Annotated in this window: 21 protein-coding genes; 13 read left to right on the top strand and 8 right to left on the bottom strand. The window is 66.0% G+C overall.

All coding sequences use genetic code 11. From position 1 onward, the window contains the following. Positions 1 to 8 precede the first annotated feature (8 nt). From ACP7DD_RS21930 to ACP7DD_RS21920, 3 genes are all read left to right on the top strand, one after another. Positions 9 to 560, top strand: coding sequence for a hypothetical protein (locus ACP7DD_RS21930; protein ID WP_426176956.1), 552 nt, complete (start codon positions 9 to 11; stop codon positions 558 to 560). A gap of 121 nt (positions 561 to 681) precedes the next feature. Then, positions 682 to 1,485 (top strand): alpha/beta fold hydrolase, encoded by an 804-nt coding sequence (locus ACP7DD_RS21925; RefSeq protein ID WP_426176955.1) that lies wholly within the window; start codon positions 682 to 684, stop codon positions 1,483 to 1,485. Beyond that, positions 1,486 to 3,114: an ATP-binding response regulator gene (locus ACP7DD_RS21920; RefSeq protein WP_426176954.1), complete on the top strand. Its 1,629-nt coding sequence runs from the start codon at positions 1,486 to 1,488 to the stop codon at positions 3,112 to 3,114. It begins immediately after the preceding gene. A gap of 17 nt (positions 3,115 to 3,131) precedes the next feature. On the opposite strand, the gene ACP7DD_RS21915 is transcribed toward ACP7DD_RS21920, so the two are convergent. The 3 genes from ACP7DD_RS21915 to ACP7DD_RS21905 all read right to left on the bottom strand — a co-directional run bounded on the left by ACP7DD_RS21915 (position 3,132) and on the right by ACP7DD_RS21905 (position 4,931). Continuing rightward, on the bottom strand, positions 3,132 to 3,368 hold the full coding sequence (locus tag ACP7DD_RS21915) for a hypothetical protein (RefSeq protein ID WP_426176953.1): 237 nt from the start codon (positions 3,366 to 3,368) through the stop codon (positions 3,132 to 3,134). A 163-nt stretch (positions 3,369 to 3,531) separates the two neighbouring features. Continuing rightward, positions 3,532 to 4,308, bottom strand: a complete 777-nt coding sequence (xth, locus tag ACP7DD_RS21910) for an exodeoxyribonuclease III (RefSeq protein ID WP_426176952.1) — start codon at positions 4,306 to 4,308, stop codon at positions 3,532 to 3,534. A 122-nt stretch (positions 4,309 to 4,430) separates the two neighbouring features. After that, on the bottom strand, positions 4,431 to 4,931 hold the full coding sequence (locus ACP7DD_RS21905; RefSeq protein ID WP_426176951.1) for a hypothetical protein: 501 nt from the start codon (positions 4,929 to 4,931) through the stop codon (positions 4,431 to 4,433). A 366-nt stretch (positions 4,932 to 5,297) separates the two neighbouring features. On the opposite strand from ACP7DD_RS21905, the gene ACP7DD_RS21900 reads away from it, so the two are divergent. Next, positions 5,298 to 5,519 carry a hypothetical protein gene (locus ACP7DD_RS21900; RefSeq protein WP_426176950.1) on the top strand — a complete coding sequence of 74 codons (222 nt, stop codon included), beginning with the start codon at positions 5,298 to 5,300 and terminating at the stop codon, positions 5,517 to 5,519. Positions 5,520 to 5,529: 10 nt separating this feature from the next. Here the strand turns inward: ACP7DD_RS21900 and fusA are convergent, their stop codons facing one another. After that, entirely contained in the window at positions 5,530 to 7,635 is a 2,106-nt protein-coding gene (fusA, locus tag ACP7DD_RS21895) for an elongation factor G (RefSeq protein ID WP_426176949.1), read from the bottom strand. 79 nt (positions 7,636 to 7,714) lie between these two features. Further along, positions 7,715 to 8,428, bottom strand: coding sequence for a hypothetical protein (locus ACP7DD_RS21890; RefSeq protein ID WP_426176948.1), 714 nt, complete (start codon positions 8,426 to 8,428; stop codon positions 7,715 to 7,717). Positions 8,429 to 8,499: 71 nt separating this feature from the next. Between ACP7DD_RS21890 and ACP7DD_RS21885 the strand changes: the two genes are divergently transcribed. Both ACP7DD_RS21885 and ACP7DD_RS21880 read left to right on the top strand, forming a co-directional pair. After that, positions 8,500 to 8,748 carry a DUF3297 family protein gene (locus ACP7DD_RS21885; protein ID WP_426176947.1) on the top strand — a complete coding sequence of 83 codons (249 nt, stop codon included), beginning with the start codon at positions 8,500 to 8,502 and terminating at the stop codon, positions 8,746 to 8,748. 112 nt (positions 8,749 to 8,860) lie between these two features. Next, positions 8,861 to 10,978, top strand: a complete 2,118-nt coding sequence (locus ACP7DD_RS21880; protein WP_426176946.1) for an FUSC family membrane protein — start codon at positions 8,861 to 8,863, stop codon at positions 10,976 to 10,978. On the opposite strand, the gene ACP7DD_RS21875 is transcribed toward ACP7DD_RS21880, so the two are convergent. Continuing rightward, complete coding sequence (locus ACP7DD_RS21875) at positions 10,975 to 12,288, bottom strand: hypothetical protein (RefSeq protein WP_426176945.1); 1,314 nt, start codon at positions 12,286 to 12,288, stop codon at positions 10,975 to 10,977. The two genes, ACP7DD_RS21880 and ACP7DD_RS21875, sit on opposite strands and share 4 nt — an antisense overlap. A gap of 115 nt (positions 12,289 to 12,403) precedes the next feature. On the opposite strand from ACP7DD_RS21875, the gene ACP7DD_RS21870 reads away from it, so the two are divergent. Continuing rightward, positions 12,404 to 12,703, top strand: a complete 300-nt coding sequence (locus ACP7DD_RS21870) for an antibiotic biosynthesis monooxygenase family protein (protein WP_426176944.1) — start codon at positions 12,404 to 12,406, stop codon at positions 12,701 to 12,703. Positions 12,704 to 12,719: 16 nt separating this feature from the next. Here the strand turns inward: ACP7DD_RS21870 and ACP7DD_RS21865 are convergent, their stop codons facing one another. Beyond that, positions 12,720 to 13,661 (bottom strand): diguanylate cyclase domain-containing protein, encoded by a 942-nt coding sequence (locus tag ACP7DD_RS21865; protein ID WP_426176943.1) that lies wholly within the window; start codon positions 13,659 to 13,661, stop codon positions 12,720 to 12,722. Further along, entirely contained in the window at positions 13,658 to 14,140 is a 483-nt protein-coding gene (locus tag ACP7DD_RS21860; RefSeq protein WP_426176942.1) for an acyl-CoA thioesterase, read from the bottom strand. The genes ACP7DD_RS21865 and ACP7DD_RS21860 overlap by 4 nt, the downstream gene beginning before the upstream one ends. Positions 14,141 to 14,747: 607 nt before the next feature. On the opposite strand from ACP7DD_RS21860, the gene ACP7DD_RS21855 reads away from it, so the two are divergent. From ACP7DD_RS21855 to ACP7DD_RS21830, 6 genes are all read left to right on the top strand, one after another. Beyond that, positions 14,748 to 19,100, top strand: a complete 4,353-nt coding sequence (locus ACP7DD_RS21855) for a DEAD/DEAH box helicase (RefSeq protein ID WP_426176941.1) — start codon at positions 14,748 to 14,750, stop codon at positions 19,098 to 19,100. 151 nt (positions 19,101 to 19,251) lie between these two features. Continuing rightward, positions 19,252 to 20,226 (top strand): diacylglycerol/lipid kinase family protein, encoded by a 975-nt coding sequence (locus tag ACP7DD_RS21850; RefSeq protein WP_426176940.1) that lies wholly within the window; start codon positions 19,252 to 19,254, stop codon positions 20,224 to 20,226. A gap of 77 nt (positions 20,227 to 20,303) precedes the next feature. Beyond that, positions 20,304 to 21,362, top strand: a complete 1,059-nt coding sequence (locus ACP7DD_RS21845; protein WP_426176939.1) for a 2-hydroxyacid dehydrogenase — start codon at positions 20,304 to 20,306, stop codon at positions 21,360 to 21,362. A gap of 113 nt (positions 21,363 to 21,475) precedes the next feature. Then, on the top strand, positions 21,476 to 21,919 hold the full coding sequence (locus ACP7DD_RS21840) for a DUF411 domain-containing protein (protein WP_426176938.1): 444 nt from the start codon (positions 21,476 to 21,478) through the stop codon (positions 21,917 to 21,919). A gap of 1 nt (position 21,920) precedes the next feature. Next, positions 21,921 to 22,034 (top strand): DUF2164 family protein, encoded by a 114-nt coding sequence (locus ACP7DD_RS21835; protein ID WP_426176937.1) that lies wholly within the window; start codon positions 21,921 to 21,923, stop codon positions 22,032 to 22,034. Continuing rightward, positions 22,028 to 22,399 carry an isochorismatase family protein gene (locus ACP7DD_RS21830; protein WP_426176964.1) on the top strand — a complete coding sequence of 124 codons (372 nt, stop codon included), beginning with the start codon at positions 22,028 to 22,030 and terminating at the stop codon, positions 22,397 to 22,399. Before ACP7DD_RS21835 ends, ACP7DD_RS21830 begins: the two co-directional genes overlap by 7 nt. Positions 22,400 to 22,408: the final 9 nt, after the last annotated feature.

Genomic DNA, 22,408 nt, shown 5'->3' with positions numbered 1-22,408 from the left:
TCAACCGCATGAATGCTCTCCCCGCCGCCCGTACGCGCCTGATCCTGACGGCATGCGGGCTCATTTTCGAGCTCGTCCATCTCGGCTGGGAGTTTGCGCACGGCGGTGTCGCCGCGCATCACATGCTGAACCGCGCCGACCTGCCGGCCATCTCCAACTGGTGGGGCATGCTGCTCATACCCGCGCTGACCTGGTTTCTCGTCGGCCGGATGCTGCGTCGTGCCGACCAGCAGCCGGGCGCCCACATCGGCATGCTGGCCGGGTTTGTCGGCGCGCTGGCCTACGGCGCAGCGCTCGCCTTCGCTTTCTCGTCGAATTTCCCGGTGGTTTCCGTCATTTTCCTCGGCCTGTTCGTCGTGTCGCTGCTGGTGCGCACCTACCGCGCCCAGTATGTGCTTGGCTTCGTGTTCGGCATGACCTTGACGTTCGGCGCGGTGCTGCCGACCGTCATCGCGATGGTCGTCGCCTCGGTCGCTGCACTCTTCCACTGGCTGATCCGCTCGGTGCGCCGGCTGTTCTCGAAAGCCGCATCGCCACCGGGGTCAGACCAACTGGTCTGACCCCGGTGTGGTGCGCCGCAGCATGCGACCGGCAGCGACACGCGATGCCAAGAGGACACGGATTCTGGGTATCCAAGTTGTATAATCGTTAATCGCGTGATTATTCAACTGATAGAGCATTATGGATACTTTGAAACGAAATAACGTGCGCATCTCAGGCAACGGCGACGTGACAATGGTGTTTGCCCACGGTTTTGGCTGTGATCAGAACATGTGGCGCCTGCTGGCGCCGGCGTTCGAAAAGCGATCTCGGGTGCTGACGTTCGACCTGGTCGGCAGCGGCGCTTCCGACCTGTCCGCTTACGACAAAACGAAATACAGCAGCTTGCACGGGTATGCAACGGACTTACTCGAAATTATTGACGAAAATGTAGTTGGACCGGTGATCTTCGTCGGCCATTCGGTCAGCGCCATGATCGGCTTGCTGGCGACGATCGAAGCGCCCGAGCGCTTCATGGCTCAGCTGATGATCGGCCCATCGCCATGCTATATCAACGACGGCGACTACATCGGCGGCTTCGAGCGCGAAGACATCGAAGGCCTGCTGTCTACCATCGAGAGCAACTACCTCGGCTGGTCGAGCGCGATGGCGCCGGCGATCATGGGCGCCCCCGAGCAGCCGGAGCTTGGCGTCGAGCTGACCAACAGTTTTTGCCGCACCGACCCGACCATCGCCAAGCATTTCGCGCGCGTCGCGTTCCTGTCGGACCACCGCGCAGAACTGGCCCGGTCGCGCGTGCCGGCCTTGATCGTTCAGTGCGACGACGACCTGATCGCGCCGATGTCGGTCGGCCAGTACATGCACCGGGTGATGCCCCAGAGCGCGCTGGCGATCATCGACAATGTCGGCCATTGCCCCCATTTGAGCGCGCCCGGCGCCAGCGCCAAGGCGATGGAAAACTTCCTGGCATCGCTGGCACGCTAGGTGGAACCACCCCGCGCCGAACTGGCCAGCATGCGGCTGTACGACAAGGCTGCGTGCGGCCTGGTGCTGGCCGACAAAAGCGGCAGCATATTGCGCTGCAACGACACCTTCTGTGGCTGGGTAGGCTGGCCACCTGCCGAGCTGGTCGGCAAGCGTCGCATCCAGGACCTGTTCACGATGGGCGGCAAGGTGTTCCATCAGACCCACCTGTTGCCGCTGTTGCAGATGCAAGGGTCGGTGGCCGAGGTGCAGATCGATATCCGGCATGCCGATTCCTCGGTGCTGCCGACCTTGATGAACATGTTCCGCCGGCAGGAAGGCGACACCGTCTACATCGAGCTGGCGATCTTTATCGCCACCGACCGCCGCGCGTACGAACGCGAACTGCTGCTGGCGCGCCGCAACGCCGAAGCGTCTCTGCTGGCGCTGGCGGAAACGCAGCAGGCGCTGGAGGAAAGCCGCGACGTGCTCACCCATGCCAACGCCGAACTGGCGCGCGCCGACCACAAGAAGGACGAGTTCCTCGCCACGCTCGCGCATGAATTGCGCAATCCGCTCGCGCCCATGCAGAACGTGCTCCACATCCTCAAGCTCAAGGCGATCGACGATCCGCAGCTGATCTGGGCGCGCGAAGTGTTCGAGCGCCAGATGCAGCAAATGTCGCACCTGGTCGACGACCTGATGGACGTGTCGCGCATCACCCAGGGCCGCGTCGAGCTGCGCTGCGAACGAATCGAAGTCGGCTCGGCCATGCTAAGCGCGATCGAAGCGTCGCGCGGATTGATCGACGCCAGCTGCCATGCGCTGCACGTCGAGTTGCCGGACACGCCGCTGCTGGTCGACGCCGACCCCACCCGGCTGACCCAGATCCTGACGAACCTGCTCAACAATGCTGCGAAATATACGCCGCACGGCGGCCAGATCTGGTTTGATGCGGCCTTGGCCGATGACCACGTCGCCGTGACGGTGCGCGATAACGGTATCGGCATCGCGGCTGACCATCTGGCCAATGTGTTCACGATGTTCTCGCAACTTGAGCCCGCGCTGGAACGCTCACAGGGTGGCCTGGGGATTGGCCTGTCGCTCGTCAAGGGCCTGGTCGCGCTACACGGCGGCACCATCGACGTTGCCAGCGCCGGCGTCGGCCAGGGCAGCGAATTCGTGCTGCGGCTGCCGCTGGCGGCGCACGACCAAGGCGGCGTCGCCGCGCCAGATGCCGGCGCCGCCATCGAGACCGCGACGGTAACCCCGGCCGCTGCCACCCGGCGGGTGCTGGTGGTCGACGACAACCGCGATGCCGCCGACATGCTCGGCATGGCGCTGACGATGCTCGGTTTTACCGTCGCCCAGCACTACGACGGCGCCGCGGCGCTGCTGGCCGGCGCCGACTTTCTGCCCGACGTCGTTATTCTCGATATCGGCCTGCCGGGCATGAACGGTTATCAGGTCGCGCGCCAGATTCGCACGCAGCCGTGGGGCAAGCGCGCGCTGCTGATCGCCGCAACCGGCTGGGGGCAGCAGCGCGACAAGGAAGCGGCATCGGCGGCCGGCTTCAATGTGCACATGGTCAAGCCGCTCGACTTCACCGACCTGGAGACAACCATCCACCGCTGGCGCCCGGATGAGTGATCTCGAACTGGTCGGCGCTATTGAGTACGCAACTGGCTGTCAGCAACCGCCCAGCTGACGGCCAGGTCGCGCCGCGTGCGCTGGGCGTCAGCGGTCTTGCCTTGCGCCGACAGCGCTTTCGACAAGCCACTCAACGCCCAACCGTTGGCCGGACGCAGCGCCAGATCCTCGCGGAACGTCTTCTCGGCCGCTGCATAGCTTTTTGCTTTCAGCTGCATGTCGCCGAGCCGCTGCAGCGGCGCGCCGGCAAGCATCGGTGGCTCGCTGCGGTCGGCGTGGGCGGCGGCGGCGGCGCCACACGCACATCGTCGACCGCATGGATCATGTATGGACTAGCGCCCGGGGCAATACTCGCGTCCGTAACTGTTGCAAGTTTGCCATCTTTATCATGCCGGCGAAACGACTTTGTCCCTGCCGCTACCGCTTCAGTTCGATCCAGGTCGGCGCATGGTCGCTCGGTTTCTCGCGCCCGCGCACGTCGCGGTCGACGCCGGCCGCTTTCAGTTCGCCCGCCAGCGATGGACTTAGCAGCAGGTGGTCGATGCGCAAGCCGGCGTCGCGACCGTAGGCATCGCGGAAGTAATCCCAGAACGTGAAGATTTTTTCGTCCGGATGCATGCTGCGCAGCGAATCGGTCCAGCCCTGCGCCATCAGCCGGCCGAACGCTTCGCGCGTTTCGGCGCGAAACAGCGCGTCGTTGACCCAGCGCTCGGGCTTGTAGACGTCGAGCTCGGTCGGGATGACGTTGAAGTCGCCGGCCAGCACGACCGGCGAGCCGCTGGCCACCAGTTCGGCGCCGCGCAGGATCAGGCGTTCCATCCACTGCAGCTTGTAGTCGAACTTCGGGCCGGGAGCAGGATTGCCGTTGGGCAGATACAGGCAGGCGATCAGCACGCCATTGACGGCGGCTTCAATATAGCGGCTTTGCGCGTCTTCCGGGTCGCCGGCCAGGCCGCGCCCGACTTCGACGACCGGTTCGGTGCCGCGCACCAGGATCGCCACGCCGTTCCAGCTCTTCTGGCCGTGCCAGATAGCCTGGTAGCCGGCGGCGTTGATCGCCTCCTCGGGGAATTTTTCGTGCGGCGCCTTCAATTCCTGCAGGCAGGCGACGTCCGGCTGCTTTTCGTCCAGCCATTGCAGCAATGCCGGCAGCCGGCTGCCGATTCCGTTGATGTTATAGGTGGCGATGCGCATTTGTTCTCCGCAGTTGATAAACGACACGTCATTTTGAACGCAGAACGGCTAGCCTGCCGCACGACTGCGATTCGGGCGCTGCAGAAATCGCACACGCCGCGGCATCCACGTCGACGCTGGTCCTACTCCAGCTTCACATCTTCCTTCTTCGCCTGTGCCATCGCCTCCGGCTCGAGCTCCTCCGCCGCTTTGTTGAACCAGATGAACGCGCCCCAGCCGGCCAGCAGGAAACCGACCGAAACGAGAATGGTCGCCGCGTGCGGCAGTAATTGCGGACTTTGATGCAGCGCCTTGAACGTTGCCACCAGCCCCTCCACCGCCAGCGCCACGACCACCACCACGAGAAAGCGCGACAGGTAGCGGCGCACCCGCGTCGGCGCGCTGACCTGCGCTTCCCGGATGACTTCTTCTTCCATGATCGTCTGGGCGATCTGCAGCGACACGACCGCCACTGCCAGCAGGCCGATCGTCTCGATGATGGCGTTGGCGCTTTCGTCATTCTCGGCACCAAGCGTCGTCAAGGCCGTCTTGACGGCAAGCACCACCAGCATCACCGCGACGCCGACGAACAGCACCGCGATGACGGCGTGCGCCCCGGCGAAAAAACGAATCAGCAGTTTCATGGATGCCTTTTTAAACAAGCGTAAGCAGTGCGATCGTATCACTAGTGTAAGGGTCTGCAATGTCGCACGCGGAAGTGGCCGGGTGGCGGCGGTGCTGCTGGCAGCCTGCTCGCTGTCGGTGGCGTGGGCATTCCATGCGCAGCGGTATGCCGCCATCAACTCGGCCGGCGCCCATTTCGGCATCGCCTTTGCGCTCCAGGCGCTGCTGTTGTTGTGGTTCGGCAGCGCGCGCGGGCGCTTTGCCTTCACGCACGTGCGGGCCGCGATACGTCGCCCCGCACTGGGCGTGGTGGCGTTTGCCTTGCTCGGCTATCCGATGCTCGTTGCCATCGGCGGCCGCCCCTGGAAGCAGATGAATTTTCCCCCATGGCGCCGGATCCGACCGCGCTTGCCACGCTGGGCCTGCTGGCGTTGGCGCGCCCCGGACATTGGCTGTTGTGGCCGATCCCGCCGCTGTGGTGCGCAATCACCGGCGCCACACTGTGGACCATGCACGCGCCCGATATCTGGATCGCGCCGCTGACGGCACTGGTAGCGCTGCCGCTTGCGTGGTCGGGACGCATGCCGAAGCGGAACGCCGCGATCTGATCGGCGCCGGTCAGCCGTGGCCGAGCGCTGCCACCTGCTCGAGGATATGGCGCGGCACGGCGGCGTAGTGCTTGAACTCCATCGAGTAAGTCGCGCGGCCCTGGGTGAGCGAGCGCAGCGTGGTTGAGTAGCCGAACATTTCGGCGAGCGGGACCAGCGCGCTGATCAGCTTGCCGCCGCCGCCCGGGATCTCGTCCATCCCCTGCACGATGCCGCGCCGCCCGCTCAGGTCGCCCATGACGTTGCCCATGAATTCTTCCGGCGTTTCGACTTCAACCTGCATCATCGGCTCGAGCAGCACCGGCCCGGCGCGCCGCATCGCATCCTTGAAGGCGATCGAGCCGGCCATGCGAAATGCATTTTCGTTGGAGTCGACGTCGTGATACGAGCCGAACGTCAGGGTGGCGCGCACGTCGACCACCGGGTAGCCGGCCAGCACGCCCGAGCGCAAGCTCTCCTGCACGCCCTTGTCGACGGCCGGAATGAATTCGCGCGGCACCACGCCGCCCTTGATGGCGTCGACGAACTGGTATCCCAGGCCCGCGGCGATCGGTTCGAGCGTGAGCACGACGTGGCCGTACTGCCCGCGCCCGCCTGACTGCTTGATGAACTTGCCTTCGACATCGACCGCGGCCTTGTGGATCGTTTCGCGGTACGCCACCTGCGGCTTGCCGACCGATGCTTCGACGCCGAACTCGCGGCGCATGCGGTCAACCAGGATTTCGAGGTGCAATTCGCCCATGCCGGACATGATGGTCTGGCCGGTTTCAACGTCGGTGTGGACGCGGAACGACGGGTCTTCCTGCGCCAGCCGGCTCAGCGCCACGCCCATCTTCTCCTGGTCGGCCTTGGTTTTCGGCTCGACCGCCTGGGAGATGACCGGTTCCGGGAACACCATTTTTTCCAGCACGATCACGTGATCGGGCGAACTGAGCGTGTCGCCGGTGGTGACACCTTTCAGGCCGACCGCGGCGGCGATGTCGCCGGCGTAGACTTCGCGGATTTCCTTGCGCTCGTTGGCATGCATCTGCAGGATGCGGCCGAGCCGTTCGCGCTGGCTCTTGGTCGGGTTGTAGACGGTGTCGCCGGAATTGACGACGCCGGAATAGACGCGGAAAAACGTCAGCTGGCCGACAAAGGGATCGGTCATGATCTTGAAGGCGAGCGCGGCAAAAGGCTCGTCGTCGGACGGATGGCGTTCGATCGGGTTGTCGCGCTCGTCGCGGCCGGCGATGGCGGGAATGTCGAGCGGCGACGGCAGGTAGTCGATGACGGCGTCGAGCATGGCCTGCACGCCGCGGTTCTTGAAGGCGCTGCCGGCGAGCATCGGCACGATTTCGTTGCGGATCGTGCGCTGGCGCAGGCCCTGCTTGATTTCTTCTTCGCTCAGCACCTCTTCCTCGAGGTACTTCTCGGTCAGCTCCGGCGTCGCCTCGGCGGCCGCTTCGACCATGCGGCCGCGCCAAAGCCGCGCCTGTGCCTGCAGGTCGGCCGGGATGTCTTCGTAGGCGAACTTGACGCCCTTGGTGTCGTCGTCCCAGCGAATGGCGCGCATCTTGACCAGGTCGATGACGCCGTGGAAGTCGTCCTCGGTGCCGAGCGGAATCTGGATCGGCACCGCCACGCCCTTCAGGCGCGTGCCGATCTGCTGCTGGACGCGAAAGAAATCGGCGCCGACCCGGTCCATTTTATTGACGAAGGCGATGCGCGGCACGCGGTACTTGTTGGCCTGGCGCCACACCGTCTCGGACTGCGGCTGCACGCCGCCGACGGCGTCGTACACCATGACGGCGCCGTCGAGCACGCGCATCGAGCGTTCGACTTCGATGGTGAAGTCGACGTGGCCGGGCGTATCGATGATGTTGATGCGGTGCTCGTCGAAGTTGCCCGCCATGCCTTTCCAGAACGCGGTGGTGGCGGCCGACGTGATGGTGATGCCGCGCTCCTGCTCCTGCTCCATCCAGTCCATGATCGCCGCGCCGTTGTGCACCTCGCCGATCTTGTGGCTGACGCCCGTGTAGAACAGGATCCGCTCGGTCGTGGTGGTCTTGCCGGCGTCGATGTGGGCGCTGATGCCGATGTTGCGGTAGCGCTCGATGGGTGTCTTGCGAGTCATCACTAGCTCCAGGTCCTGGGGGAACCATTCCATCATAGACCTGTTGACCACGCCGCGCACCAACAACTCGGCTGGCGCCTCATTTTCCCAGCAGCGCGAGGGTCTGGTTCCATTGCGCATTCCAGTCGAACAGGAATTCGTGCGCGCCGAAAGCCCGCTTCAGCTGCGACATCGGCACCCGGTACAGGTCGTTCAAACCGAGCGCCAGCGTCACCGGATTCCACAAGGCCTGCTTCTTCGACTTCCTGGTGCTGCCCTTGACGCGCGCGCCATCGTCGCCGAACACGCCTGCGGCGCCGTCCAGCGCCTGCTCGAGCTTGATCCGCACCATGCTTCCAAAGGCGATCACGACCTGTTCACGGCTGATGCCGGCCTGCGACTCCCTTGCCACGTCGGCCTTGACGGCGGGCGCCGGCTCGGCTTCGCGCTTGCGCCTGGCAACGAGCCGCTCGAGTTCCTTCTTCAGGAACCGCAGTTCGTGCAGTTCGCGCCGAAAGCCAGGTGGCGGCAGGCGCGTGACGATCTTGTAGACATCCTTGGTGATGGTGACGAGCACATCGGCGCTGCCGGCCGCCAGGCGCGCCGTATCGCCCTCGAAAAAAATCGGCGCCGCGTAGCCGCCGTTGGCGTCGCCAAACATGTCGGCAAAGGCGACGTCGTAGTCGAGCCAGACGTAGGGCGTCAGGCCGTTGTCGATCATGGCGGCCAAGGTCCATGGCGTGCCGGTCTGTAGCGCCAGCCAGGCGCAGGCCTCGTCGGTGGTCGCCCTGAACGGTAATTCGATGTCTGTCATTTTTCTTTCGGCATTGCGCGTGACTGACCGTACCGTTGTACTGGTCGGGGTTCTAGTGGATAATCCAGCCCATGAACGATACCACTACCCTCCCCCCTTTGCCTGACCGCCTTTCCGTCGATCCGAGCAGCCCCTTCCATGTCCCTGCCGTGTTCGAACACGAAGTAGGCATCAAACTGAACGGCAAAGAACGCAATGACGTCGAAGAATATTGTCTCAGCGAAGGCTGGGTCAAGGTCGCTTCCGGCAAATCGGTCGACCGCAAAGGCAAGCCGCTGCTGATCAAACTGAAAGGCGCGGTCGAGGCGTTCTACCGCTAGGTACGCCAGGGATATGCCGGGGCGCGCCCGCCGGTCTGCGCCACAGACGTTATAATCGTGGCATCTTTCACGGCGGACCCGGCCTCGCCAGGTCGGCGAGCACTCGGAACCCATGCATTACGCCCTAGCGCCACGCACTTTCCTCTTCAGTCACTATTTCTATACCGGCTTGCGCATCGCCACCGGTATCATCGGCCTTACCTTGCTGACCCGCGCCATCAGCGACTTGCCGACGGCAATGGCAGTGGCGATGGGCGCGCTGTGCACCAGCCTGATGGACATGCCCAGTCCGTTGCGCCACAAGTTCAACGAAATGCTCGCCGGCGTGGCGTTGTCTTCGATCGTCGTATTGCTGGTGAGTCTGTGCTCGCCGGTGCCGTGGCTGCTGCGCACCGTCATCGTGGTGGTGACTTTCCTGGCCAGCATGATGGTAGTGTATGGCCGCAAGGCGATGCCGCTGCAGTTTGCCGCATTGTTTGCGATGATGCTCGCCAGCGAGGAAGCCTCCACGCCCGACCAGGCGCTGTTGCACGGCGCGCTGTTTTTCGCCGGCGCCGCCTGCTACATGGCCTACGCGATGGTGGTCGTGTGGGCGATGCAGGCGCGCCTGAAGCAGCAGGTGCTGTCCGAAGCGCTGTACGAACTGGCGACCTACACCGACATCAAGGCCGGCTGCTACGACCTGGCCAATCCGCTGCCGGCGCAAATGGAAAAGCTGGTGCGCCAGCAGATCGTGCTGGCCGAGCGCCAGCAAGCCTCGCGCGACCTGATCCTGCGCGGCAAGCCGTCGGCGGCGGACGCGGCGCTGGTGCAGGTGCACTACGCCATGTTCGACCTGTACGAACTGGTGTTGTCGACCCACACCGATTACGTCTTGCTGCGCAAGCACTTCGCCGGCCGCAAGGTGCTGCCGCTGCTGGGCGAACTGATCGGCAAGGCGGCGCGCGACATCGAGTCGGCCGCGTATGCGATGACGCGCAACCGGCCGTCGCACGCCGCGTTCGACTACACGGCCGAGATGCGGCTGCTCGAGCAGGCGCTCGACGAGTGCACCGGCACCGCCTCCGGCGAGGCCGAAGCGGTGCTGCGGGCAACGTCGCACAAGGTCAGCGACATGGTCATGATGATCGGCCAGCTGCACGCCGCCAGCCAGGCCGGCGCGGTAGCGCTGCCGGTGGTGTCCGGCGCCGACCTGACGCCGTTCCTGACCCAACAGCGCTACGGCGTCGGCATCCTCGGCGCCAACCTGCGCTGGAGTTCGCCGGCGTTTCGCTTCGCGCTGCGGGTGGCGATGGCGGTGTCGTTGGGCCTCATGGCGGGCGACTTCCTGCCCTACCAGGCGCACAGCTACTGGATTGCGCTGACGATTGCCGTCATTCTCAAGCCGAGCTTCAGCATGACGCGCCAGCGCCGCGCCGACCGCGTCATCGGCACCGTCATCGGCTGCATCCTGACGGCGGTAATCCTGCATTTTTTCCACGCGCCGGCCGCGCTGATCGGCTTCCTGTTCATCGCCACGGCCGCCGCGCCGGCGTTTCTGTACATCAAATACCGCTACACGGCGATTGCCGCCAGCATGCAGATCTTGCTGCTGATCGGCCTGACCGTGCCGCAGGTCGGCAGCGCCATCACCGAGCGGCTGCTCGACACGCTGGTCGGCACGGTGATCGCGACGTTCTTCAGCTATGTGCTGCCGAACTGGGAATACCAGAACCTGCCGCGCCTGGTCGAGTCGGTGCTGCAGGCGAACCGCAAATATATCGATTCGGCCAGCGACCTGCTGCAAGGACGGGCCGGCGACGATTTCCGCTACCGCATCAGCCGCAAGGGCTTCATGGACAGCCTGGCCACGCTCAGTGCGGCGCTCGGCCGGATGCTCGACGAGCCGGCCGCCAAGCATCGCGCGCCCGACGAGCTGAACCGCTTCACGGTGCAAAATTACCTGCTGGTGTCGCATATCGCGGCGCTGCGGCTGCTGCTGCAGCGTTACAAGGACGGCTTGCCGCGCAGCGAGGTGAACGCGGCGATCGACCAGGCCTGCCATGAAGTGCGCGCCCGGCTCGGTTCGGCGCTGCCCGATGGGCCGGCCCGGATGCCCGCCAATTTGCCTGCCGCCGCCAACTGGGCCGGCTGGGCGCCGCTGCAGCGGCGGCTCAAGCTGCTGCTGCAGGACGCCGACCAGCTGGCCGCTGCCCGCGGCGCGATCGGCGACGCGCTCGGGCCTGCCTAGCGCAGCTCGTTGACGACCAGCTGGCGCTTGCCGCTGGCCGACAGCGGAATATCGGCAACTTCGTCGAGGTCGATGTCGAAGCAGCCGCCCCAGCGTTTCAATTGATAGTCGAGCAAGAATTTTCGTTGTGCCGCGTTCAGCGGGCCATTCCTGGGCACGACGAAAATGGTGATGGCGCCAGGCTTGGTCTGGCGCACCTGGTACAGGCGCACAAAATCCCAGGCGCCGTCGTTGACGATCAACAGCAAGCCGGGAATGCGGTTGCCGATGCGGTCGAGCAGGAATTCCTGCGCCCGGCCGTGGATGGCGCGGCAGGCGCCGTCGGCGTCGACGGCGCCGAAATCGTCGGTGCAATAGCGAATCAGCGGCATCACGTCGTTCCAGCACGAGGTGCCGACGATCTCTGGCCGGCCGTAGTTGCAGCGGTTTTCCGTCACGCCGTACAGCGGTTCGAACTGGAACGGCCGGCACTTGCCCGCCACGCTTGCGGCGAACGCCAGGTTGCTGCGCTCGGTCAGGCCATAGCTGATCGACACTGGGCAGCCGAACAGCCGGCCGATCGACGCCAGCTGCTGCGGCGTGGCCGGCTCGGAGGCGAGCAGCACCGCGTCGACGGCGAATTCGAGATCGCCCGGCACGATCAGTTCGGCCAGCGAGGCGGCCGCGCTCGGATAGGCGTGGACGAACCGCGGCCGGAACGCGTTGAGGGCTGCAACGATTGCAGCCTTGTGCTGCGCGAAGATGTGCGATGGCGACAGCAGCAGCCGGTTGCCGCTGATGGCGGCGCACGGTTCGTGCGTTAGCCGGCGCGCGTCCGAGCCCATTCGCAGGTAGCGGGCCTTGTCGAAGCTGAAGCCGAACTTGCCCCACTCGTGGTTGTAGAACGCCTTTTCGATATCGGCCAGGCGCTTGGTGCGCCAGACGCCGATGCCGTGGCCGGACGAGCCTTCGCTGGTGGTGTAGTTCAGCCGGCTCGGGTCAAGCCGATGGTCGAGGAAGTCGCGCTGACAATCCATCACCTGCGCTTTGTCGAGATACGGAAAACTGTCGAGCAGCTGGCGCGGCGGTTCGTGCGCCAGTTCTGTGGCCGAAAGCCTGACCGTGCGCTGGTAGAACGGCACCCACGCCACCGCCGTGCGCAGCACGTGGCGCAGCCGCCGCGCGGCCTCGGCGGCGATGGAGTCGGCGCTACCTTCCAGCAAGCGCCGGATGTGGAAATAGTCGGCGTGGTACAGCAGGCGCGACGGCACGTAGGCACGGTAGTCGTAGTACCCTTTCTGCAGCCATTCCTTGTAGCCGGTGTCGAACATAGGTCCGATTGTTATGGCAGTTCGCGGTTTCAGCCTTGACGTGCGCCAGACGCAGCACTTCGCGCCAGCGCATCGTACAATTGCGCATTCAAAACTGACAACAGGAGCGTTCCGGATGATTACAGAAATGGCAGAAATTGCGGTCAAGGCTGGTACCGATCAGCAATTCGAGGCTGCGGTGGCGACGGCGGCGCCGCTGTTCCAGCGCGCCCGCGGCTGCCGTTCGATGCGGCTCGAACGCGGCATCGAGCAGCCCGACACCTACCTGCTGATTGTCGAATGGGAAACGCTGGAGGACCACGAGGTGCATTTTCGCCAGAGCGCGGACTTCCAGCAATGGCGGCGCCTGGTGGGCGAGTTTTTCGCGGCGGCGCCGAAGGTGATTCACACGCGCAAGGCGCTGACGGGGTTCTGATTGCGCGGCGGGAACCCTAGCGTGCCGGATCGGCGGCAACCATCACCTGGTCGCGTCCCGCGCGCTTGGCGGCGTACAACGCCTGGTCGGCCGCCTCGATCATCGCGGCGGCGGCATTGCGCAGCGCCTTGTCGAAGCTGGCCACGCCAATGCTGAGCGTGACGTGCGCCCGCGCGGCGCCCGGCGCCTGCGGCACACCCAGTGACGCCACCTGTTCGCGGATCAGGTTCGCGTGCACCCTCGCCTGTTCGGCCGACGTATTGGGCAGGATGGCCGCAAACTCCTCGCCGCCGTAACGCGCCGCGACGTCGGCGGGACGCTTCAGCATTGCCGCCAGCGACTGCGCCACCGTCGCCAGGCAGGCGTCGCCCTTCAGGTGGCCGAAATGGTCGTTGTACAGCTTGAACGTATCGATATCCATCAGCAGCAGCGACAGCTCGCTGCCCAGGCGCTGGGCGCGGCGCAGCTCGCGGTCGAGCGCGACGTCGAAATAGCGCCGGTTGGCGATGCCGGTCAGACCGTCCACATACGAGCGCGCGCGCAGCGACTCGGCATGGTCGAGCAGGCGCCGCTCGCGCTCGAACACGCCGCTGATGTCGCGGATCTCGATCAGGCAAAAGCGCTCCTTGCCCTCGTTGAAGGGGGTGACCGACACCGCCTGGTCGATGCGCGCGCCATCGAACTGGCCAGCCTCGCGCAGCGGAAACGGCGCGCTGCTTTGCGATTGCGGCACGTTCGCCGCCACGCCGTTCTTCAGCGCCGCCTGCACCGCCGATTCCACGCGCGAACCGCGCAGTTCGGGGAACACGTCGAACAGCGACTGGCCGCGCACCCGCGCCGCCGACTGGCCCGAGCGCGGCACCATCCAGGTATTCCACAGCACGATTTGCAAGCTGCTGTCGACGCCGATGATGCCGCAGTTGACCAGGTTGATGGCGTGCGCCGACAGCTCGCTCACGGCGCTGCCCTCTTGCCGGTCAGCGCGCGGCGCGACAGCTTGCGCTGTTCGGCCTGCGCGAAGCGCTGCCGCTGTTCGTCCGTCACCAGCTCGAGCGGCGGGACCGCGATTGGTTTGCGGTTCTCGTCCACCGCCACCATCGTGAAGTAACAGCTGTTGGCATGGCGCGCCGTGCGCAGCTGGATGTTTTCCGACACCACGCGGATGCCGACCTCCATCGAACTGGTGCCGGTGTAGTTCACCGACGCCAGAAACGTCACCAGCTCGCCGACGTGGATCGGCTGCAGGAACATCACCTGGTCGACCGACAGCGTGACGACGTACGTGCCGGAATAGCGGCTGGCGCAGGCGTAGGCGACGCTGTCGAGGTACTTCAGGATCGTGCCGCCGTGGACGTTGCCTGAGAAGTTGGCCATGTCCGGGGTCATCAGGACCGTCATCGTCAGTTCGTGGGTGGGCCTGCCTGCCTGGTCGTGCATCGTCGGCGCTTTCGAGTAGGAACAAGCTAAGCATTATGCAGCGCTTTCGGCATCCGCATCCATTCGCTGGCAACAAACTTCACCCATCCGCCGGGGTCAGTGCCGACAATCGGACACGGGCTGATCCGTATGGCGCGACGCCGGTGTCGACGCCGGTGTAGTGCCGACCATCGGACACGGACTGATCCATGAAATGGCCGCAGCGTCGTGGCCATGTCCTAAAGGTGGGCACTGCCCCGGGGGTGCACTGATCCATTGATGGCAGCAGCGTCCAGGCCGTGTCCGAATGTCGGCACTGACCCCGGGGGGACCGCAACGTCGAGGCCGTGTCCGAATGTCGGCACTGACCCCGGGGGGACCCTGTCGAGGTACTTCAGGATCGTGCCGCCGTGGACGTTGCCTGAGAAGTTGGCCATGTCCGGGGTCATCAGGACCGTCATCGTCAGTTCGTGGGTGGGCCTGCCTGCTCGTGCATCGTCGGCGCTTTCGAGTGAAAAAAAGCTAAGCATTGTGCAGCTTCTTTTTTCGCCCGTCGAGGTTACAATAATGAGCATTCGATCGCGCCTGCGGCCTTGCCATCGGCGCCGCAGCCCCCATCTTCCTCTTAATGAACAAGCGCGCGCAAGACGACAGCGTCTGGCAGGATTTCCATCCGGCCGTCGCAGCCTGGTTCGGTGCGACCTTCCCGGCCGCGACCGAGGCGCAGCTGCGCGCCTGGCCGCTGATCCAGTCCGGCCGCGCCACGCTCGTTGCAGCCCCCACCGGATCGGGCAAAACGCTGACCGCCTTCCTCGCCGCGATCGACGCACTGGTGTGCGAGAGCAGCGAAGCGCCGCTGCCCGATGAAACCCAGGTGCTGTACGTGTCGCCGCTGAAGGCGCTGTCGAACGATATCCGCGTCAACCTGCAAGGCCCGCTCGAAGGCATCGGCCGCCAGCTCGAGGCAATGGGCCTGCCGCCGCACGGCATCCGCGCCGCCGTGCGCACCGGCGACACCACCACGCCCGAACGCAACGCCATGCGCCGGCGCGCGCCGCACATCCTCGTCACCACGCCCGAATCGCTGTACGTGCTGCTCGGCTCCGACAGCGGCCGCGCCATGCTGTCGACGGTGCGCACGGTGATCGTCGACGAGATCCACGCTGTGGCCGGCAGCAAGCGCGGCAGCCACCTGGCGCTCAGCCTCGAGCGGCTCGACCAGCTGTGCGAGCGCCGCCCGGTGCGCATCGGCCTGTCGGCCACGCAGAAGCCGCTGTCGCTGGTGGCCGACTTTCTGGTCGGGCGCGCCGGCGCCGAGTGCGCGGTCGTCGACGTCGGCCACGTGCGCGCGCGCGACCTGGCGCTGGAACTGCCGCCGGTGCCGTTGGAAGCGATCATCCCGAACGAAGTGTGGGAGCGGGTGTACGACCGCATGGCCGAACTGGTGGCCCAGCACCGCACCACGCTCATCTTCGTCAACACGCGGCGCATGGCCGAACGGGTGGCGCGCCACCTGGGCGAGCGGCTCGGCGCCGAACACGTCGCCGCCCACCACGGCAGCCTGGCCAAGGAATCGCGCCTGAGCGCCGAACAGCGCCTGAAGGCGGGCGACCTGCAGGTGCTGGTGGCCACCGCCTCGCTCGAACTGGGCATCGACATCGGCGACGTCGACCTGGTGTGCCAGGTCGGCTCGCCGCGCAACATCGCCGCGCTGCTGCAGCGGGTTGGCCGCTCCGGCCACCAGGTCGACGGCATGCCGAAGGGCCGGCTGTTTCCTACCTCGCGCGATGACCTGATCGAATGCGCCGCCCTGCTCGACTGCGTGCGCCGCGGCGAACTCGATGCGCTGCGCATTCCGCGCGCGCCGCTCGACGTGCTGGCGCAGCAGATCGTCGCCGAAGTGAACTGCCGCGAATGGGGCGAAGACGAGCTGTTCGCGCTGGTGCGCGGCGCCCAGCCTTACGCGCAGCTGGAGCGCAACAGCTACGACGCGGTGTTGCGCATGCTGTCCGAGGGCTACGCCACGCGCCACGGCGTGCGCGGCGCCTACCTGCACCGCGACGCCGCCACCCGTTCGCTGCGCGGCCGGCGCGGCGGCAAGCTCACCGCCGTCACCTCCGGCGGCACCATCCCGGACAATGCCGACTACGCCGTCACGCTCGAGCCGCAGGGCCATTCGGTCGGCACCGTCAACGAAGACTTCGCCGTCGAGAGCCTGGCCGGCGACGTTTTCCAGCTCGGCAACACGTCATACCGAATCCTGCGCATCGAAGCGGGCAAGGTGCGGGTGGAAGACGCGCACGGCGCCGCGCCCAACATCCCGTTCTGGCTTGGCGAAGCGCCGGGCCGCAGCGACGAGCTGTCGGCAGGCGTCGCGCGGCTGCGCGCCCACATCGACGAGCAGCTGGCAGCGCCCGCATCCGATCCGCAGGCGGCGCTGGACCGCACGGTGGCCTGGCTCGACGAGCACCTCGGCCTGTCCGAAGACGCCGCACGCCAGATTGTCGATTACCTGGCCCGCTCGCGCTCCGCGCTCGGCGCCCTGCCGACCCAGGACACGTTGGTAATCGAGCGCTTCTTCGACGAATCGGGCGGCACCCAGCTGGTGCTGCACTCGCCGTTCGGCAGCCGCGTCAACCGCGCGTGGGGGCTGGCGCTGCGCAAACGCTTTTGCCGCACCTTCAATTTCGAGCTGCAGGCCGCCGCCACCGAGGACGCCATCATCGTGTCGCTGTCGACCGCACACAGCTTCCAGCTCGACGAAGTGTGGCGCTACCTGAAATCGTCCAGCGCCGAGCAGATCCTGGTGCAGGCGCTGCTCGACGCGCCGCTGTTTAACGTGCGCTGGCGCTGGAACGCCACTACCGCGCTGGCGCTGCCGCGCTTTGCCGGCGGGCGCAAGGTCGCGCCGCAACTGCAGCGCATGAAAAGCGACGACCTGCTGGCGGCGGTCTTCCCCGACCAGGCCGCGTGCCTGGAAAACATCGTGGGCGAGCGCGAGCTGCCGAGCCACCCGCTGGTCGACCAGACGCTCGACGACTGCCTGCACGAAGCGATGGACAGCGAAGGCTGGCTTGCGCTGCTGCGCCGCATCGAAGCGGGCGACGTGCGCCTGCTGGCGCGCGACCTGCCGGCGCCGTCGCCGCTGGCGATGGAGATCCTCAACGCGCGCCCATATGCCTTCCTCGACGACGCCCCGCTGGAAGAACGGCGCACGCAGGCCGTCATGAGCCGGCGCTGGACCGACCCGGCGTCGACCGACGACCTCGGCGCGCTCGACCTCGACGCCATCGCCGGCGTGGCCGAGGAAGCGTGGCCGGCCGCGCGCAATGCCGACGAAGTGCAGGAAGCGCTGGTGTCGCTGGCGTTCATCACGCGCGCGGAAGCGATCCGCCAACCCGGCTGGCCGGCCTGGCTCGAAGTGCTGGCCGAAGGCGGGCGCGCAACCCGGCTGCGCGACGGTGGCGGCGTCGAATTCTGGGTGGCGCTCGAACGGCTCGATTGCATGCAGGCGGCCTATCTGCAGGCGCGGGCAACGCCGGCGCTGACGGTCCCCGATAGCCACCGTGGCAACGGGGACGAACCGTGGACGCGCGAGGCCGCGCTGGTCGAGATCATGCGCGCGCGCCTGTCCGGCTTCGGGCCGCAGCCGCTGTCGACCATCACCGCCGAGATGGCACTGACCGACAGCGACGCGACCATCGCGCTGACGCAGCTCGAGAGCGAAGGCTACGTCATGCGCGGCCATTTCACGCCCGGCGTGGCGGACGAGGAATGGTGCGAGCGGCACCTGCTGGCGCGCATCCACCGCTACACCATCAAGCGGCTGCGGCGCGAGATCGAGCCGGTCGAGCGGCAGGACTTCATGCGCTTCCTGTTTGACTGGCAGCACCTGTCGGCCGACACCCGGCTGCAGGGCCAGGACGCACTGCCAAAGGTACTCGAACAGCTCGAAGGTTACGAGGCGGCGGCCGGCGGCTGGGAAAGCGACCTGCTGGCGCTGCGGCTGCGCGACTACTCGATCCTGTGGCTCGACGACTTGTGCCGCGCCGGCAAAGTGGTGTGGACGCGCATCGGCGCGCCGCGTTCGGCCGCGGGCGGGCCGGTGCGCAGCACGCCGATCGTTCTGCTGCCGCGCCGCCAGACGACGCTGTGGCATTCGCTGCCGGCCGATGGCGGCGCGCCCGACATTTCGCCGCGCGCCAGCCACGTACTCGACGCGCTCAAGCGCGACGGCGCCATGTTCTTCGACGAGTTGCAGATGGACGCGCGGATGCTGCCGGTGGAGCTGGAAAATGCGCTGGGCGAACTGGTGTCGACGGGGCTGGTCAACGCCGACAGCTTCGCCGGCATGCGCGCGATGCTGCTGCCGGCGGCCAAGCGCGCCAGCAACGACAAGAAGCGCCGCCGCGGCGCCGGGCCGACGATGGAGGAAGCGGGCCGCTGGGCGCTGGTGCGCCGCGGCGGCACTGACGTCGTCGAACAAGCTGAGGCAGGCAAGCCGGCGCGCCGCAAGCGCATCGATCCGGACACGCTGGAGCACATCGCGCTGACGCTGCTGCGCCGTTACGGCGTATTTTTCTGGCGCCTGCTCGAACGCGAGGCAGCGTGGCTGCCGTCGTGGCGCGAGCTGCTGCCGGTGTTTCACCGCCTGGAGGCGCGCGGCGAGATTCGTGGCGGGCGCTTCGTCGCCGGCTTTTCGGGCGAGCAGTTCGCGCTGCCCGAAGCGATTCCGCTGCTGCGCGAAGTGCGGCGCCGCGGCCACGACGGCGGCCTGGTGTGCATCTCCGGCGCCGATCCGCTGAACGTGTGCGGCACGCTGCTACCGGGCGACAAGGTGCCGGCGCTGGCCGCCAACCGCATCCTGTTTCGCGACGGCTTGCCGGTGGCCACTATCGTCGCCGGCAAGATCGCCTACCTGTCCGATCCCGGCACCGAACGCGAGCTGCTGCACGCGCGCCTGGTCGGCCGCCAATTCTGAAGCGTGTCGTGTCTCACGCCGGCGTCGACCGAGGCAACAGGCGCCGCCAACGCTCGCGCACGCTTCAACGGCCGCCGTCATCCATGATATTGATGACAACGTTACAATTGCGCTCAACGCCGAACTGGCGATCACGAAAGTGCGCACTGCAATGCCAGCGATCCCTCCCCTGCCAGCCGCCCCGCTGTTTATCATCCTTAACGCCGGATCGGGCCACGCCGAGACCGAAGGACAGCGTGCAACCATCGAGGAGGTGCTGAACGATGCCGGCCGCCAGTTTCAGCTGACGGTCGTCGACGATCCGCAACAACTGGTGGACATCTGCCAGCGGCTCGTCGAGCAGGCCAAGTCTTGCGGCGGCATCCTGGTCGCCGCCGGCGGCGACGGCACCATCAACGCGGTCGCGCGCCAGGCAGTGGCCGGCGGCTGTCCGTTCGGGGTTTTGCCGCAGGGAACGTTCAACTATTTCGGACGCACCCACGGCATTCCGGAAGACCTCGGCGATGCCGTGCGGACCCTGCTGAGCGCGCGCCTGCGGCCGGTGCAGGTCGGGCTTGTCAACGACCGCGTGTTCCTCGTCAACGCCAGCATCGGCCTGTATCCGAAACTGCTCGAAGAGCGCGAAATCGACAAGAGGCAGTTCGGCCGCAGCCGCCTGGTCGCGTTCCTGTCGGCACTGAAGACCATCCTCAGCCCGCACCGGCGCCTGCGCATCACCATCGATGTCGACGGCAGCGTGCACCGCCTGCGCACGGCGACCTTTTTTGTGGGCAACAATCGCCTGCAAATGGAACAGGTCGGCATCGTTCCGCTGAGCGAAGCGCTGGAGGACGGCAAACTGGCGGCGATTGCGCCGAAGTCGGTCGGCAAGCTCGGCATGCTGTGGCTGCTGGCGCGCGGCGCGTTCGGCCGGCTCGGGCAGGCCGACGACCTGGTCGCCTTCAGCTTTGGCACCATGACGGTGACGCCCCACAGGCTCGCACGCAAGCGCCGCATCAAGGTCGCCACCGACGGCGAAGTGACGGACATGTCGACGCCGCTGCAATTTCGCGTGCTCGACGAACAACTGTTACTGCTGAAGCCCGAGCCAAATGCGCAAGCGTCGACAGCGAACAATACCGACTGACCACAATCTGGCTGACGAACATCGTCCCGCTACGGTCGGTGATAGAGTCGTGGAGCCCAACAAAAATGCACGTCCCCATGAAGATCGCCGTTTTCAGCGCCCAGCCGTACGACGCCCGCTTTCTTGAGGAGGCGCGCGCGCGGCATCCCGCCGGCGCCGGCGTCGAACTGGTGTGCCACACAGAATCGCTGACCTTGCAGTCGGTCGCACTCGGCCAGGGCTGCGGCGCGGTGTGCGCGTTCGTCAACGATGTGCTCGACGCGCCGGTGCTCGCGGCGCTCGCCGCACTTGGCGTCGGCGCCATCCTGATGCGCTGCGCCGGCTATAACAACGTCGACGTCGCAGCGGCCAAACGGCTCGGCCTGTTCGTCGCAAGGATCCCGTCGTACTCGCCCGAATCGGTGGGCGAGCACACGCTGGCACTGATCCTCACCCTCAACGGCCAGACTCACCGCGCGTATGCGCGCGTTCGCGAGGGCAATTTCGCGCGCGACGGCCTGCTCGGCAGCACCCTGCACGGCAAGACCGCCGGGCTCGTCGGCCTCGGCAAGATCGGCCTGGCGGCGGCGCGCATCTTCAACGGCTTTGGCTGCCGCGTGCTCGCCTTCGATCCGCAGCCGTCGCCGCAATTTGCCGCGCTCGGCGCCATCGCCACGCTGCCCGACCTGCTGGCCGAAGCCGATATCGTCTCGCTGCACTGCCCGCTGAACGCGGCCACCCATCACTTGATCGACGCCGCCGCGCTGGCGCGCATGAAACCTGGCGCCATGCTGGTAAACACCTCGCGCGGTGCACTGATCGATACGAGCGCGGTGATCGAGGCGCTGATCGCGCGCCGCCTCGGTGCGCTCGCGATCGACGTCTACGAGCAGGAAAACGCGCTGTTTTTCCAGGACCGCTCGGCCGAAATCATCGCCGACGATGTGTTCCAGCGCCTCATGACGTTCCCCAACGTGCTGGTCACCGGCCACCAGGGCTTTTTCACCCTGGAAGCGATGCGCGAAATTGCCGAGACAACCTTCGACAACCTGGCCTGCTTCGTGGCCGGCTCGCCGTGCGCGAACCAGGTGCCGGAAACGGTGGCCAAACCGCCGGATGATCAATGCATGGCGCCGACGCCGCTGCCGACTTCCTAGTCCAGAAGCTTCCTTCTATTCATCCGGCAACGCCCGTTTCATTCGCATGAATTCTGGTAGGCTTGAGCCAGGCCATTTGCAGTGCAAATAATCGCTTGACCACCGGAGCTACCATGATTCGACGCAATTTTACAAAAGCCGTGCTCGCTGCCGCGCTCGGCATCCCCTTGCTGGCCACGGCCGCCGCGCCCGTCATCGAGGTCTACAAGAGCGCGTCTTGCGGCTGCTGCGAAGAATGGGTCAAGCACCTGCGCGCCTCCGGCCTGAAGGTCAACACCCACGACGTCGAGGATCCGGCCGCCTACCGTAAAAAGGGCGGCATTCCCGACGAACTCGGATCCTGCCACACCGGCATGGTCAACGGCTATGCGCTCGAAGGCCACGTGCCGGCCAGCGACATCAAGCGGCTGCTGGCGGAAAAGCCGAAAGCGAAAGGCCTGGCGGTGCCGGGCATGCCGCTCGGTTCGCCGGGCATGGAAGCGCCGCGCAAGGATGCCTACGACGTGCTGCTGGTGAAGGCGGACGGTCGCACCTCGGTCTACAAACACTACAACTGACATGGCCATCAAACTCAATAAAGACACCGAGGAGCGGCTGCTGACGTCGCTTCAGCGCTACTGCGCCCAGAACTTCGACGAAGAGATTGGCGGCCCCTCACCGATGCCCTGCTGACGCCGCAAAATGCCGTTCTCGCGCTGATCGACTACCAACCAGAGCAATATGCCGGCGTCGGTTCGGTCGATTACGAGGAGCTGCTGGCGCACGTCACCGTGCTGGGGCGCATCGCCACGACGTTCGAACTGCCCGTCGTGCTCAGCACGGTGTACGTCAAGCATGGCATGTCCGGCACCAATGAGGAGTTGCTGGCAGCGTTGCCTGGCGTGCCCGAGATCGATCGCACGTCGATGAATTGCTGGGAAGATCCCGATTTTCGCGCGGCAGTCGAAGCAACGGGACGCAAGAAGCTGATCATCGCCGGCCTGTGGACGGAAGTCTGCGTCGCTTTCCCGACGCTCGACGCGTTGCGCGAGGGCTAAGAAGTGTAC

It is taken from the genome of Massilia sp. TWR1-2-2, from assembly GCF_049897565.1.
Lineage (GTDB): Bacteria > Pseudomonadota > Gammaproteobacteria > Burkholderiales > Burkholderiaceae_D > JAFCUW01.
The sequence above is the reverse complement of the archived record's forward strand: the minus strand, read 5'-3'. Positions and strand labels throughout refer to the sequence as shown.

Excerpts from the sequence above, each read along its gene's own strand:
- ACP7DD_RS21930 (WP_426176956.1), top strand. The coding sequence starts at position 9 with ATGAATGCTCTCCCCGCCGCCCGTACGCGCCTGATCCTGACGGCATGC.
- ACP7DD_RS21925 (WP_426176955.1), top strand. The coding sequence starts at position 682 with ATGGATACTTTGAAACGAAATAACGTGCGCATCTCAGGCAACGGCGAC.
- ACP7DD_RS21915 (WP_426176953.1), bottom strand. The coding sequence starts at position 3,368 with ATGCTTGCCGGCGCGCCGCTGCAGCGGCTCGGCGACATGCAGCTGAAA.
- xth (WP_426176952.1), bottom strand. The coding sequence starts at position 4,308 with ATGCGCATCGCCACCTATAACATCAACGGAATCGGCAGCCGGCTGCCG.
- ACP7DD_RS21905 (WP_426176951.1), bottom strand. The coding sequence starts at position 4,931 with ATGAAACTGCTGATTCGTTTTTTCGCCGGGGCGCACGCCGTCATCGCG.
- ACP7DD_RS21900 (WP_426176950.1), top strand. The coding sequence starts at position 5,298 with ATGGCGCCGGATCCGACCGCGCTTGCCACGCTGGGCCTGCTGGCGTTG.
- fusA (WP_426176949.1), bottom strand. The coding sequence starts at position 7,635 with ATGACTCGCAAGACACCCATCGAGCGCTACCGCAACATCGGCATCAGC.
- ACP7DD_RS21890 (WP_426176948.1), bottom strand. The coding sequence starts at position 8,428 with ATGACAGACATCGAATTACCGTTCAGGGCGACCACCGACGAGGCCTGC.
- ACP7DD_RS21885 (WP_426176947.1), top strand. The coding sequence starts at position 8,500 with ATGAACGATACCACTACCCTCCCCCCTTTGCCTGACCGCCTTTCCGTC.
- ACP7DD_RS21880 (WP_426176946.1), top strand. The coding sequence starts at position 8,861 with ATGCATTACGCCCTAGCGCCACGCACTTTCCTCTTCAGTCACTATTTC.
- ACP7DD_RS21875 (WP_426176945.1), bottom strand. The coding sequence starts at position 12,288 with ATGTTCGACACCGGCTACAAGGAATGGCTGCAGAAAGGGTACTACGAC.
- ACP7DD_RS21870 (WP_426176944.1), top strand. The coding sequence starts at position 12,404 with ATGATTACAGAAATGGCAGAAATTGCGGTCAAGGCTGGTACCGATCAG.
- ACP7DD_RS21860 (WP_426176942.1), bottom strand. The coding sequence starts at position 14,140 with ATGCACGACCAGGCAGGCAGGCCCACCCACGAACTGACGATGACGGTC.
- ACP7DD_RS21855 (WP_426176941.1), top strand. The coding sequence starts at position 14,748 with ATGAACAAGCGCGCGCAAGACGACAGCGTCTGGCAGGATTTCCATCCG.
- ACP7DD_RS21850 (WP_426176940.1), top strand. The coding sequence starts at position 19,252 with ATGCCAGCGATCCCTCCCCTGCCAGCCGCCCCGCTGTTTATCATCCTT.
- ACP7DD_RS21845 (WP_426176939.1), top strand. The coding sequence starts at position 20,304 with ATGAAGATCGCCGTTTTCAGCGCCCAGCCGTACGACGCCCGCTTTCTT.
- ACP7DD_RS21840 (WP_426176938.1), top strand. The coding sequence starts at position 21,476 with ATGATTCGACGCAATTTTACAAAAGCCGTGCTCGCTGCCGCGCTCGGC.
- ACP7DD_RS21835 (WP_426176937.1), top strand. The coding sequence starts at position 21,921 with ATGGCCATCAAACTCAATAAAGACACCGAGGAGCGGCTGCTGACGTCG.